The sequence below is a fragment of the Limosilactobacillus panis DSM 6035 genome, assembly GCF_001435935.1.
Taxonomy (GTDB): Bacteria; Bacillota; Bacilli; order Lactobacillales; family Lactobacillaceae; genus Limosilactobacillus; species Limosilactobacillus panis.
This window is the reverse complement of record NZ_AZGM01000032.1, coordinates 1-13,637: the sequence shown is the minus strand read 5'-3', so window position 1 is coordinate 13,637 and position 13,637 is coordinate 1. Positions and strand designations below refer to the sequence as shown.

Annotated in this window: 12 protein-coding genes; all 12 read left to right on the top strand. The window is 50.2% G+C overall.

The window, feature by feature from the left end; genetic code table 11:
• Positions 1-15 precede the first annotated feature (15 nt).
• The 12 genes from rplM (at position 16) to FD32_RS02410 (ending at position 13,499) form a co-directional block, all read left to right on the top strand.
• Positions 16-459 carry a 50S ribosomal protein L13 gene (gene rplM, locus FD32_RS02465; RefSeq protein ID WP_047767390.1) on the top strand — a complete coding sequence of 148 codons (444 nt, stop codon included), beginning with the start codon at positions 16-18 and terminating at the stop codon, positions 457-459.
• Between the two features lie 13 nt (positions 460-472).
• On the top strand, positions 473-868 hold the full coding sequence (gene rpsI / locus FD32_RS02460; protein ID WP_047767415.1) for a 30S ribosomal protein S9: 396 nt from the start codon (positions 473-475) through the stop codon (positions 866-868).
• A 138-nt stretch (positions 869-1,006) separates the two neighbouring features.
• The gene (locus tag FD32_RS02455; RefSeq protein WP_047767391.1) at positions 1,007-1,630 is read left to right on the top strand and encodes a glycoside hydrolase family 73 protein; all 624 of its coding nucleotides are present in this window, start codon (positions 1,007-1,009) and stop codon (positions 1,628-1,630) included.
• 21 nt (positions 1,631-1,651) lie between these two features.
• On the top strand, positions 1,652-2,227 hold the full coding sequence (locus tag FD32_RS02450; RefSeq protein ID WP_047767393.1) for a xanthine phosphoribosyltransferase: 576 nt from the start codon (positions 1,652-1,654) through the stop codon (positions 2,225-2,227).
• Positions 2,228-2,237: 10 nt separating this feature from the next.
• Positions 2,238-3,413 carry an ATP-grasp domain-containing protein gene (locus FD32_RS02445; protein WP_047767394.1) on the top strand — a complete coding sequence of 392 codons (1,176 nt, stop codon included), beginning with the start codon at positions 2,238-2,240 and terminating at the stop codon, positions 3,411-3,413.
• Positions 3,414-3,669: 256 nt separating this feature from the next.
• Positions 3,670-5,949 (top strand): DNA helicase PcrA, encoded by a 2,280-nt coding sequence (gene pcrA, locus FD32_RS02440; RefSeq protein ID WP_047767396.1) that lies wholly within the window; start codon positions 3,670-3,672, stop codon positions 5,947-5,949.
• Positions 5,950-5,965: 16 nt separating this feature from the next.
• On the top strand, positions 5,966-8,005 hold the full coding sequence (ligA, locus tag FD32_RS02435; RefSeq protein ID WP_047767399.1) for an NAD-dependent DNA ligase LigA: 2,040 nt from the start codon (positions 5,966-5,968) through the stop codon (positions 8,003-8,005).
• A 2-nt stretch (positions 8,006-8,007) separates the two neighbouring features.
• Positions 8,008-9,123 (top strand): CamS family sex pheromone protein, encoded by a 1,116-nt coding sequence (locus FD32_RS02430; RefSeq protein ID WP_047767401.1) that lies wholly within the window; start codon positions 8,008-8,010, stop codon positions 9,121-9,123.
• A gap of 145 nt (positions 9,124-9,268) precedes the next feature.
• A complete protein-coding gene (gene gatC / locus FD32_RS02425) occupies positions 9,269-9,586 on the top strand; it encodes an Asp-tRNA(Asn)/Glu-tRNA(Gln) amidotransferase subunit GatC (RefSeq protein WP_047767403.1) in 318 nt (105 codons plus the stop codon).
• Positions 9,586-11,058, top strand: coding sequence for an Asp-tRNA(Asn)/Glu-tRNA(Gln) amidotransferase subunit GatA (gene gatA, locus FD32_RS02420; RefSeq protein ID WP_047767405.1), 1,473 nt, complete (start codon positions 9,586-9,588; stop codon positions 11,056-11,058). Before gatC ends, gatA begins: the two co-directional genes overlap by 1 nt.
• A gap of 1 nt (position 11,059) precedes the next feature.
• Complete coding sequence (gene gatB / locus FD32_RS02415) at positions 11,060-12,484, top strand: Asp-tRNA(Asn)/Glu-tRNA(Gln) amidotransferase subunit GatB (protein ID WP_047767408.1); 1,425 nt, start codon at positions 11,060-11,062, stop codon at positions 12,482-12,484.
• Between the two features lie 10 nt (positions 12,485-12,494).
• The gene (locus FD32_RS02410) at positions 12,495-13,499 is read left to right on the top strand and encodes a diacylglycerol kinase (RefSeq protein ID WP_047767410.1); all 1,005 of its coding nucleotides are present in this window, start codon (positions 12,495-12,497) and stop codon (positions 13,497-13,499) included.
• Positions 13,500-13,637 lie beyond the last annotated feature (138 nt).

Here is a 13,637-nt window from a genome sequence, read left to right as displayed (position 1 = left end):
TTGGAGGAACTAATCGTGAGAACGACATACATCGCTAAACCTGGTGAAGTTGATCGCAAGTGGTACGTTGTCGATGCTAAGGATGTCCCAATGGGTCGTCTGGCCACCGTCGTCGCATCTATCCTGCGTGGTAAGAACAAGCCAACATTTACTCCCCACGTTGACACTGGTGACAACGTCATCGTTATCAACGCTGCACAAGTTAAGTTAACTGGTAAGAAGGCATCTAAGAAGATGTACTACCGTCACTCAAACTACCCTGGTGGTTTGAAGACCCGGACTGCCGGTGACTTCCGTGCTAAGGAACCAGAGAAGTTATTGGAAACTGCTATCAAGGGTATGCTTCCCCACAACTCCCTGGGTCACAAGATGGGCTTAAAGCTTCATGTCTACGCTGGCGAAGACCACAGTCATGCAGCACAAAAGCCTGAAGCATTGGACATTACAAACTTAATCTAAGGAGGGAATGGAATTGGCTCAAACTGTACAATACAGAGGTACTGGTCGTCGTAAGGACGCTACCGCACGTGTTCGCTTAGTACCAGGTTCTGGTAAGATTACTATGAACGGTAAGGCAATCGAAGACTACATTCCATTTGCCAACTTACGTGCTATCGTTAACCAACCATTTGATGTTACTAAGACTAACGGTCAATACGACGTTATTGCTAACATCAACGGTGGTGGATTCTCCGGTCAAGCCGGTGCAGTTCGTCACGGTATTGCCCGTGCCCTGCTCACCGTTGATCCTGACTTCCGTGACGCTTTGAAGAAGGCCGGTCTTTTGACTCGTGACCCTCGGATGAAGGAACGTCGTAAGCCAGGTCTGAAGAAGGCTCGTAAGGCTGCTCAATTTAGTAAGCGTTAATATTCGATTATCGCTTCAATATCAGAGATCGAGGTTTACTCGATCTCTTTTTGTTTTAAAATCATACGGGCTGGTTATTAAAATAATGATATAATCTGAAGTAGATATTTTAAAATTGGTAGAGGAGGAAAATTTCTTTTGGCAAGGCGAAAGGGAAAAAAGCGCAAATCAGGGACGAAGACGTTAATTTGGCTACTCGTCATTATCGCTCTATTCCTGGGGGTCTACGCTGCACATCACTATTACCGGATTTGGAACCAACAGCGGATTGAACGCCAGATGGGGCATCAAGACCGCGAGGCAAAGCGTCTGTTCATCAAGCAGGTTGCTCCTGAGGCCCAGGCAATGCAGAATACTTACCATGTCTGTGCTTCGGTAACCATTGCCCAGGCAATTCTGGAGTCCCAGTGGGGGACAAGCCAGCTGGCATCCCAGTACCATAACCTTTTTGGAATTAAGGGGACAGACCCCAGCAATTCTAAGGTGATGACGACAAAGGAGTACATTAACGGACGTTGGATTGTCACCAAGGGTCGTTTCCGGGTTTATGACAGTTGGAGTGATTCCATTAAGGATCATACAAAGCTGATGTTAAACGGGACCGACATGAACAAGCAGAACTACCAAGACGTGGTCAATGCGAAGAACTATAAGGAGGCGGCTGAGGCCTTGCAGAAATCGGGCTACGCAACCGATCCAGACTACGCCAAGAAGCTCATTTCGGTAATTCAGACTTATAAGTTATATAATTATGACAAGTAGAGAATCAAAGGAGTAATCACCATGCAGGAATTAAACGAAAAGATCGAAAAGTTTGGGACGGTCCTGCCGGGCAATGTCTTGAAGGTGGATGCCTTCTTGAATCACCAGGTTGACCCTGAACTGATGCTGCACATCGGTCAAGAGTTTGCCAAGCGCTTTGCGGGTGAAGGAATTACGAAGATTTGGACCGTGGAATCATCTGGAATTGCCCCAGCAGTAATGACCGGGTTGGCAATGAAGGTTCCCGTTATTTTCGCGCGGAAGCACAAAAGTTTAACTCTGAACAAAGACATGTACGTTGCTGATGTTTACTCGTACACCAAGAAGACGACTAACCGAATTTCGATTTCTAAGAAGTACGTCTCACCGGATGACAAGATTTTAATGGTTGATGATTTTCTGGCTAATGGTCAGGCAGTTGAAGGAATGTTAGAAATTGCTGACCAGGCCGGCGTTAAGGTTGCTGGTGCTGGAATCGTGATTGAAAAGAGCTTCCAGCCTGGTGGCAAGGAACTACGGGACCGGGGCTTCCGGGTTGAATCCTTGGCCCGGATTAAGTCGCTGGCCAACAATCAGATTGAGTTTGATAAGGATTAGGGGGACGACAATGAGTACAAACGCTATTTATCCAGGAAGCACGATTGGCTTAATTGCTGTTAACCGGAATGTGGGGGCCCTGATTGCCGCAGCAAAGAAGGCTGGCTTTAACGTGGGTGTCTACTTAGATCACGCCCAGCCAGCATTAACAAAGATGGCTGATTTTACCATAGTGGGGCCCTACAATGATAAGGCCAAACTAACTGAGTTTGGCCAGGACTGTGACGCCATTATCTACCAGACGCCGAGCGTTGACTCCCGGGTCTTACACTTTTTAAGCCAGTTTGCGGTAATCCCTCAGGGAATCAATGGCCTGGAAATTGTCCAAGACCGTCTGATGGAACGGGCCTTTTTGGACCAGATTAACATTAACATTGCCCCCTACGTAACGGTCGTTAGCCTGGATGATGTTTACCAGTCAATTGACTCCATCGGCTATCCGGCCTTATTGAAGCCAATTCAGCGGGGAATTGGTGAGCAGTCCATGATGATCAACCGCCAGTCGGACATTGCCCGAGCCGGTGACTTCATCAACACGGGAACCTACCTTTTGGAATCTTGGATTGACCACACTGCTGAATACACGATGACGGCGGCAACCGATGGGAAAGACGTCAAAATCTACCCGCTGGCAAAGCTTAAGTTTGCCCAGGATTGGAAGCTGATTGCTGTTGAAACGCTGGCCGTAGTGGATGATGACCTGTTGACAGAGATGCAGCGAATCGTGAAAAGTGTTGCGGCATCGTTGGAATACCGGGGTGTCTTCTCCCTTAACTTTTACGTTACGGCCACCGGCTCGCTGTACGTGAAGAATATTGAATTGGGCATGACTTCGATTGCCAACGTTTACGACAGTGCCGCCAACGTGACCCAGTATGAGGAGCAGGTTCGGGCAACGGCGGGGATGCCCCTCCACGTTATCCGTTCCCTACAACCGACTCTCTTGATGGTAGCCCGGTACTCACAGGAGGAGGCAATCCAGCGTCAGTGGATGCTGAAAGACAACTGGCAGTTCCGTCTCTTTAACCTCAGTAATCCGGATGATGATAGTCTGCTGGGCTTCGTCTGGATTACGGGTAGCAGCCTGACCGAACTGGAGGAACAGGTGGATGACACCGAAGTTTGGACAGAACCCCTCGCTGCACAGGATGAGCAGACGACAGAAGATGACAACGATCAACTTTAACTAGAAAGTAAAACTGAAAAATTAACGCACGCTTTTGACTAGTATTGAAGCCAGTTTCGGTAGTCAATAGGGTGCGTTTTTTTGCGATTACTGGGTAATGTTTGGAAATACAACAGGAGCCGGCAGGCAAATTAAAACTTTTTACCAGCCTTTTGCTTTTTGGAAAAATTCGTAACAGATGTTCGTTTTAGTCAAAAGTAAATGCATTATTTGGTATAATATTAGCCGACTGATTTTTTAGAGAGGATGGGACGGCATGAATAATAGTCAAGCACTACTAGATGGAATGAACGATGAGCAAACCGAAGCGGTCTTAACAACGGAAGGACCGCTGCTGGTTATGGCTGGAGCTGGTTCCGGGAAGACACGGGTATTGACCCACCGGGTGGCCTACTTGATTGAAGAAAAGAATGTTTTTCCATGGAACATCTTGGCAATCACCTTTACCAATAAGGCCGCGCGAGAAATGCAGGAACGGGTCGGTAAGCTTCTAGGCGAGAGTGCCCAGGATATTTGGGTGTCTACTTTCCACTCCCTATGTGTGCGCATCTTACGACGGGATATCGAGAAGATTGGTTATAACCGGGCCTTTACCATCGCGGACACGGGTGAACAGCGGACGCTGATGAAGCAGGTCTGTGCTGAGTTAAACATTGACCCCAAGAAGTTTGACCCGCGGAGCATCCTCAGTACGATTTCAAATGCAAAAAATGCCCTGCTGACACCTGACGACTACGCAGCCAAGGCTAGCGATAACCGTAACCCACATAGCATGTACACCTCCGTGGTTGCCCGGGCTTACAAGCTTTACCAAGAGCAGCTTGAAGCCAACCAGGCCCTTGACTTTGATGACCTGATTATGAAGACGATTGAGCTTTTCCAAAAGGATCCGGAGACCTTGGAATTTTACCAGGACCGCTTTCACTACATTCACGTCGACGAATACCAGGATACCAACGATGCCCAGTACAAGCTGGTTCACATGCTGGCCGACAAATACCAAAACATCTGTGTGGTTGGGGATGCGGACCAGAGTATTTACGGCTGGCGGGGTGCCAATATCGAAAACATCCTGAACTTCGAACATGATTATCCCAACGCCCACACCGTCATGCTGGAACAGAACTACCGGTCGACCCAGACCATTCTGGATGCCGCCAACGAAGTGATTAATAACAACAGTGGGCGCAAGGACAAGAACCTCTGGACCAAAAACGGCCAGGGGGACAAGATCACCTACTACCAAGCCCAAAACGAACATGACGAAGCCCAGTACATTGTCGCTAAAATTAAGGAAGAGCACGACAAGCACGGTTACCACTACAACGACTTTGCCATCCTCTACCGGACCAACGCCCAGTCGCGAATGATTGAAGAGACCTTTATGAAGTCCAGCGTCCCCTACACGATGGTGGGGGGCCACAAGTTCTATGACCGGAAGGAAATCCGCGACGTCCTGGCCTACCTAACTCTGTTAGTCAACCACCAGGATTCCATGAGTTTTAGCCGTATCGTTAACACACCTAAGCGGGGCATCGGCCTGACAACGGTTGAACACCTCCGGGAGTTTGCCAACGACAACGGCTGGTCTCTGCTGGAGGCGAGTCAGAACGTTGATATTGCCAATAATATTTCCTCCCGGGCGCGGACAAAGCTGGCGGATTTTGGCCAGTTAATTGCTGATTTGGACAAGCAGGTTGAGTACTTGAGTATTACTGACCTGACCGACCAAATCTTGGAGCGGTCGGGTTATAATAAGATGTTGCAAAAGGAAAATAACCTGGAGAACCAGACTCGCCAGGAGAACCTGGATGAATTTAAGTCGGTGACCCAGGAATACGATAAGCAACACGAAGACGATGACACGCCGAACCGGCAGAAACTGGTTAACTTCCTAGCCGACCTGGCCCTAGTTTCTGATCAGGACGATGTTGATGAGCAGGAGCCAGCGGTGACGTTAATGACCCTCCACGCCGCAAAGGGACTTGAATTTCCGGTCGTCTTTCTGGTTGGCATGGAAGAGGGAGTTTTTCCCCTTTCCCGGGCCCTGATGGAAGACAATGAGCTGGAAGAAGAACGGCGGTTGGCCTATGTGGGAATTACCCGGGCCAAGAAGAAACTCTATTTGACGAACGCCGTTTCCCGTCTCCTGTACGGACGGATCCAGCGGAACAAGCCGTCCCGCTTTGTGGAAGAAATTGACCCGAAGCTTCTCGACGAAGAGGGGGGTCAAATGAATGACGACGTTCCATTCAATAAGAAGGCCGCCACGATGGGAACTTATCGCCAGCGGTCAACGCAAAAGCACCATTACCGGGATGCCGGTAAACGGGTCAAGCCAATTACGAATACCGGTACCGGTGCGGACAAAGTAAGCTGGAAAGTTGGCGATAAAGTTACCCACAAGAAATGGGGCCAAGGAACGGTCGTCAAAGTCAACGGCAGCGGGAACGATATGGAACTGGACATCGCCTTCCCTGCTAAGGGGGTCAAGCGGCTCCTGGCAAGTTTTGCACCAATTCAAAAAGTAAATTAAAAGTGAGGCCAGAATAATGGATAAGCAAATACCAGTCGACCAGCTAACCCTGGCGGCGGCCAAACAAGAAATTGTTCCCCTGAGAAAGCAGTTAACCCAGTGGGGCAAGGAGTACTACGAACAGGACAACCCAACCGTTGAGGACTACGTCTATGACAGGGCCTACCAACGTTTGGTAGCCCTGGAACAGCGTTTTCCGGAGCTGAAGACGAGCGATTCGCCAACGCAACGGGTTGGGGGTGGCCCCCAAAGTCAGTTAACGAAGGTGACCCATGATATCCCGATGCTGTCAATGGGGGACGTCTTCTCCATTGATGAGTTGATGGACTTCAACCAGCGGCAACAGGATAATAAAGACGTTGAAGTGGCGCCTGAGTATAACCTTGAATTAAAGATTGATGGTCTTTCCTTATCCTTAGTTTATGAAAACGGCAAGTTAGTTCAGGGTTCAACTCGGGGAAACGGGGTCATCGGTGAAGATGTCACCGCCAACGTGATGACGATTAAGTCGGTTCCCCACGAACTGCCCGAACCCCTTTCCCTTGAATTCCGTGGTGAGTGCTACATGCCGAAGAAGTCTTTTGTTAATCTCAACCAAGAACGGGAGGCGGCTGGTCAACCAATCTTTGCTAACCCGCGGAATGCGGCGGCGGGGAGCCTTCGCCAGCTTGACCCGCACGTGACGGCTAAGCGGGATTTGGATACCTTTATGTACTATGTTCCTGAGTATCAGAAGCTGGGCGTTAAGACCCAGGCGGCAGCCCTCGACCGGATGCGGGAACTCGGCTTTAACGTCAACCCGAATAACCGGGTCGTTCATAACCGCCAGGAGATCACCGCCTACATTGAGGAATACACGGCCAAACGGGACCAGCTTTCCTACGGGATTGACGGAATCGTGGAAAAGGTCAATGACCTTGACACTGAGATTGCCCTCGGGAATACCGTTAAGGTTCCCCGCTGGGAAATTGCCTACAAGTTCCCACCTGAGGAGCAGGCGACGGTGGTCAGAGATATTGAATGGACGGTTGGGCGGACCGGTAATGTTACACCGACTGCGGTGATGGATCCGGTTCAACTGGCGGGGACCACGGTTAGTCGTGCTTCTCTCCATAATCCCGACTACCTCCAGGAGAAGGGGATTCGGGTCGGCGACACCGTTTACCTCCACAAGGCAGGCGACATTATTCCTGAAATCTCCCGGGTCGACCTGAAAAAGCGGCCGGCTGATAGTAAACCATACGAGATTCCGACAACCTGCCCAGTCTGCGGCGCCAAGTTGGTCCACTTAGACGATGAGGTTGCCTTGCGGTGCATCAACCCGATGTGTCCGGCCCAAATTAAGGAGGGGTTGGCCCACTTCGCCTCTCGGAACGCGATGGACATCGATGGCTTAGGACCGAAAATTATCCAGCAGCTCTGGAACAAGAAGTTAATTCATGACGTAGCTGACCTGTACAGCCTGACGCGAGACCAATTATTAACTTTAGATAAATTTGGTGACAAATCCGCCACTAACCTATTGACATCGATTGACAATAGTCGTAATAATTCTGTCGAACGCTTATTATTTGGTCTCGGTATTCGCCATGTTGGTGCTAAGGCGGCCCGGCTGATCATGGAGCATTTTGGCTCCCTCGACCAGTTGATGGCAGCAAGCGCTGATGAGGTTTCCGCGGTTGATGGCATCGGCCCCACCATTGGTGAGAGTGTGGAAGCCTACTTTGCTAACCCCCAAGTAGTCAAGCTGGTTGATGAACTCCGGGATGCCGGCATTAATTTTGCTTACCTGGGGGCCACCACACCAGTCAACTCAACAAGCGAATGGAACGACCGCCGGGTAGTTTTGACCGGGAAGCTGGAAGAAATGACCCGGAGTCAGGCGAAGGATTGGCTAGAAGCACATGGGGCAAAGGTTACTAGCAGCGTTTCAAAGAAAACTGATATTGTCATTGCCGGGACGGCAGCGGGAAGCAAACTGACGAAGGCCCAGAACCTGGGAATCACGGTTTGGGATGAGGCCCGCTTTGCCCAAGCAATGAAGGAGGAACAATAATCGTGAAGTTAAAAGTTAAGAAAATAGCAACAGCTGCGGCCCTTTTGATGAGCACGGTCGTCCTTGCTTCATGTGGCTTTGGGCACAGTTCGTCTAAAAACTATAGTACGACTGGCTCTGGCAACGGAAATTATCAAGGGGTTATTCAAAATGGTCGCTACAAGACCAGTAAGGCCCGGGGAATTAACGTTGCCCAAAACGATAATCCGTACAACCAAAAGAGCTTTGAAAGTGGTTTGACCCAGGTTTCCAAGCGGGTCTTTTCACCGAAGTCCTATATCTTCCAGGAAGGCCAATACTTGAACACCAATACCCTGCAGAGCTGGCTCGGCCGGAAGTCGAAGAAGAACCCGAACGGTCTTAACCCAGTCCGGGGTAAGAAGAGCGACCCGAATCCGGAATATATCCAGCAGATTGAGGAGCAGGACTACATGACGGATAGTGGTCGGTCGATGAAGCTGAAGGGAATCGTTATCGGGGTTGGAATCAACTCCGAATACAATTACCAGAAGAAGACGGATGGTCCGTCCTTCACTAAGAACATTAGCAAGGATGAAATGCGCCAACAAGGTGAAATTGCTGCCCAGAAGATTTTGACCCGCCTGCGGCACACTAAGGGCGTCGGTGACGTGCCGATTGTAATTGCCCTCTATAAGCAGGCGCCCGACGATAGCCTGGTTGGTGGAAGTTACTTTGCCTACAGCAGGAACAACGGTAACAAGATCAGTAGCTGGACGAACCTCCACTACAAGACAGTTGTTCTTCCGAAGGCATCAGCAACGAACTCCCGGACCAGCGCCGATTCACAGGATAATGACAACTTCTCGAACTTCAAGAGTCAGATTCAGAGCTTCTTCCCGAACCTGAGTGGGGTCACCGCCCAGGCCCAGTACAATAATGGTCAGCTGGCAGGAATGCACATCACGGTGACGACCCAGTTCTACAGTCAGACGGAAATCACCAGCTTTACCCAGTACATTGCCCGGGCCGCCAAGCGTTACCTGCCGAGCGGAATCCCGATTGATATCCGGATTCAGGCTGACTCTGAGATGCAGGCGATTGTTTACCGGGATTCCGGATCTAACACTTTCCACACCCACATTTTGGATTCTTACTAATACTTTTAAACTAAAAGAGGTCGGTTTTCAGCCGCCTCTTTTTATTTGCGCAAACTCCGACCGCAAATTGCTGAAAATACGACGAGTTCTGTGCTAAAATTGTTAATTGTATGTATACCTAAATTTTGGAAAAGAGGTAGAAATGATGGCCAGTAAAATCACTAAGCAACAAGTAGAACACGTTGCTGAACTTGCTAAGCTTGAATTCCCTAAGGACGAGCTGGGTAAGTTTACCACACAATTAGGAAGCATTATTGACATGTTTGAAGACCTCACTGCTGTTGATACCGATGGTGTTGAACCAATGACTTCGGCAACCGACCGGGTTAACGTGATGCGTGAAGATAAAGCTGTCAAGGCCACGAAGGAAGAGACCGAAGCACTGCTGAAGAACGCTCCGGACGAAGATGGCGGCTACATCAGAGTTCCTGTAATCATTGACGAAAGTGAGGATGGCGAATAATGGACTTCTATCAAACCGACTTAAGTCAGCTGCACAATGACCTGGTCAATAAGAAGATTAGTGCCAGTGAACTGACGAAGGCAACCTTCGACCACATCAAGGCCAATGATGACCAGGTCAAGGCCTTCTTGACCCTGAACGAAGATGCCGCAACTAAGTGTGCCCAAGAAATTGATGATGCCGGGATTGCGGCTGACCAACTCGTTAGTGGGGTACCACTGGCTGTTAAGGACAACATTCTGACCAAGGGGTTGACGACTACGGCCGCTTCCAAGATCCTGGAAAACTTCAATCCCGTTTATGATGCCACAGTTGTTGATAAGTTAAACCAGGCTGGCTTCATTAACGTCGGGAAGACCAACCTGGATGAATTTGCCATGGGTTCGTCCACGGAAAACTCAGCCTTCTTTACCACCCACAACCCATGGGACCTGACCCGGGTTCCTGGTGGTTCTTCAGGTGGTTCTGCAGCGGCAGTTGCAGCGGGCGACGTCCTCGGGGCCCTCGGTACTGATACTGGTGGTTCCATTCGGATGCCTGCCTCTTTCAACGGAGTCGTCGGCATGAAGCCAACATACGGCCGGGTTTCCCGGTGGGGGATCATTGCCTTTGGTTCCAGTTTTGACCAGGTTGGCTGGCTGACCCGGACCGTTAAGGACAATGCCTACTTGACGGCGCTGATTGCTGGTAATGATAAGCACGATATGACGTCTTCTCTGAAGGAAGTACCAGACTGGGCTGCCCACCTGAATGACGACACGAGTGTTAAGGGCCTGAAGATCGCCGTTCCAAAGGAATACTACGATGACTTAAACGACGACGTTAAGAAGGTTGTCAAGGCAGCCTTAGACCACCTGGAGTCACTGGGCGCTACGGTTGACAAGGTTAGTCTGCCCCGCACTAAGTACGGTGTTCCAGCTTACTACATTTTGGCATCATCTGAAGCTTCATCGAACCTGCAACGGTACGATGGGATTCGTTACGGTTTCCGGGCTAAGGATGCCAAGAACCTGGATGAAGTTTATGTTAAGTCCCGGACGGAAGGTTTCGGTGAAGAAGTCAAGCGGCGGATCATGCTGGGGACCTTCTCCCTGTCCGCTGGGTTCTACGATGCCTACTTCAATAAGGCCGCTAAGGTTCGTCGCCTGATCGCCCAAGACTTCTATAAGGTCTTTGAGAACTATGACCTGATCATCGGGGCTACCGGGGCCACGACCGCCTTTAAGATTGGGGCCGAAATTGATGATCCAAAGACGATGTACATGAACGATGTCCTGACCGTGCCGGTTAACATGGCTGGCCTGCCAGCAATGTCTGTTCCGGCCGGCTTTTCGGAAAAGAACGGGATGCCAGTTGGTCTGCAGATCATTGGGAAGCCATTTGACGAACAGACCATCTACAACGCTGGTTACGTCTTTGAACAAACCACTGATTTTCACAAGAAGGCACCAAAGTTAGGAGGGCAAAACTAAGATGAACTTTCAAACTACCATCGGACTAGAAGTCCACGTCGAATTGAAGACGAATTCAAAGATTTACAGTCCTTCACCGGTTGACTTTGGTGACCAACCGAACGCCAACACCAACGTCATTGACTGGGGGTACCCGGGGGTATTGCCAACCCTGAACAAGGGCGTTGTTCGTGACGGAATCATGGCCGGGCTTGCACTTCACGCTCAGATTGCCCACCACATGCACTTTGACCGGAAGAACTACTTCTATCCGGACAACCCGAAGGCCTACCAGATCACCCAGTCTGATACGCCAATTGCCCACGACGGTTGGATTGAAATCGAAGTCGACGGCAAAAAGAAGAAAATTGGAATCGCCGAAATGCACATCGAAGAAGATGCCGGTAAGAACACCCACACCAGCAAGTACTCCTACGTGGACCTGAACCGGCAGGGGACGCCCCTGATTGAAATTGTTTCTAAGCCGGATATCGCTTCACCAGATGAAGCCGTGGCCTACCTGGAAGCACTGCGGCAACGGATCCAGTTCACGGGGATTTCCGACGTGAAGATGGAAGAAGGGTCGATGCGGGTTGATACCAACATCTCCATCCGCCCAGTCGGCTCCGACAAGTTCGGGACCAAGACGGAAATGAAGAACATCAACTCCTTCAACTACGTCCGCAAGGCTCTGGCCTTTGAAGAAAAGCGTCACCAGCAAGTATTGATGTCTGGTGGGCACATTGCCCAGGAAACCCGGCGGTACGATGAACCAACCGGGACCACGGTTTCTATGCGGACCAAGGAAGGGGCCGATGACTACCGTTACTTCCCAGAACCAGATATTCCGGACTTGAACGTCAGTGACGACTGGATCAAGGAAATCGAAGGCGAAATGCCAGAAATGCCGGGTGAACGGCGTAAGCACTACGTTGACGACCTGGGACTTTCCGACTACGACGCTATGGTCCTGACCCAGACGAAGGAAATGTCAGACTTCTTTGAGGCGGCCGTTAAGGATGGCGGCGATCCAAAGCGGGTTGCTAACTACCTAATGAACGACGTTAACTCCTACTTGAACGACAAGCACATTGACCTGCCGGACACCAAGTTGACTCCTGCCAACCTGGCCGGGATGGTTAAGTTGATTGATGACGGGACGATTTCTTCCAAGATGGCTAAGAAGGTCTTCAAGGGGATTCTGGCCGGTGAAGAACCACAGGCATACGCCAAGGAACATGGTCTGGTTCAACTGTCTGACCCAGCACAATTACAGCCAATCGTTGACGATGTTTTGGCTAACAATGCCCAATCCATCGAAGACTTCAAGAACGGGAAGGACCGGGCAGTTGGTTACCTGATGGGTCAGATTATGAAGCAGACCCGGGGAAAGGCCAATCCACAAGTTGTTACCCAGTTACTGATGAAGTCCCTAAAGGCTAAGTAGGAGGATTACTATGCGTAAACGGGCACGGATTATTTATAACCCAACTGCTGGTCGTGAAGCCCTCCGCAACGACCTAGTAGACATTTTGGATATCTATGAAAAGGCTGGTTACGAAACGAGTGCGTTTGCGACAACACCAGCACCGAATTCGGCAAAGAACGAGGCGACCCGGGCAGCCAAGGAGGGTTTTGACCTGATTGTGGCCGCCGGTGGTGACGGAACGTTGAACGAGGTCGTTAATGGGATTGCCGGCTTAGAGAAGCGGCCCATAATGGCGATTATTCCGGCCGGGACGACCAATGACTACGCCCGGGCACTGCGGATTCCGCGTGATGATCCGATCGCTGCCGCCAAGCTGATCTTACGGAAGAACAAGAAGTTCAAGATTGATATCGGTAAGGCGGGCGACAACTACTTCATGAACATTGCTGCCGGGGGCACATTGACCGAATTGACCTATGACGTGCCGTCCCAGATGAAGTCCTTATTTGGCTATGCCGCGTACCTGGCCAAGGGGGCGGAGCTATTACCGCAGGTTAAGCCAGTCGATGTTTCCATCAAGTACGATGGTAATGAGTACCGGGGGATGGCCTCAACGATTTTCTTGGCCCTGACGAATTCGGTTGGGGGCTTTGAGCAAATTGTGCCGGACGCCTCTTTGGATGATGGTAAGTTCACGATGATTATCGTCAAGAAAAGTAGCCTGGCGGACATGCTGGGGTTAATGGCGAAGGCCTTGCAAGGAAAGCACCTCAATGATCCGCGGATTGTCTATGCCAAGGCAACCGATATTGAGGTGACGCCGTTGAACAAGGATGACCGGCTGATGATCAACCTGGACGGCGAATACGGTGGTGATGCGCCGATGAAGTTCCACGACCTCAAGCAACATATCGAAGTGGTAGCTAACCTGGACGCCATTCCGGACGATGCCATTACTGAGTCGGCAGATTTCCGGCGAGTCGAAAAGGACTTCGTCGAAGGGGTCGACAAGATTAATAAGAAAAGCAAGTAGGGTAAAATTTAGTTTACCCGTAAGCAAAAAAGAGCCGTTAGTATTCGGAGTTTTCTGAAAGCTAACGGCTCTTTGTGTATTCTAACTGAAACTTGAAAGCTAATAATCACGCCAAAGGCGTGTGGTTATTGGCTTTTT

Coding starts and splice junctions, on each gene's coding strand:
- gatB (WP_047767408.1), top strand. CDS start 11,060: ATGAACTTTCAAACTACCATCGGACTAGAAGTCCACGTCGAATTGAAG.
- FD32_RS02410 (WP_047767410.1), top strand. CDS start 12,495: ATGCGTAAACGGGCACGGATTATTTATAACCCAACTGCTGGTCGTGAA.
- FD32_RS02445 (WP_047767394.1), top strand. CDS start 2,238: ATGAGTACAAACGCTATTTATCCAGGAAGCACGATTGGCTTAATTGCT.
- pcrA (WP_047767396.1), top strand. CDS start 3,670: ATGAATAATAGTCAAGCACTACTAGATGGAATGAACGATGAGCAAACC.
- ligA (WP_047767399.1), top strand. CDS start 5,966: ATGGATAAGCAAATACCAGTCGACCAGCTAACCCTGGCGGCGGCCAAA.
- FD32_RS02450 (WP_047767393.1), top strand. CDS start 1,652: ATGCAGGAATTAAACGAAAAGATCGAAAAGTTTGGGACGGTCCTGCCG.
- gatC (WP_047767403.1), top strand. CDS start 9,269: ATGGCCAGTAAAATCACTAAGCAACAAGTAGAACACGTTGCTGAACTT.
- gatA (WP_047767405.1), top strand. CDS start 9,586: ATGGACTTCTATCAAACCGACTTAAGTCAGCTGCACAATGACCTGGTC.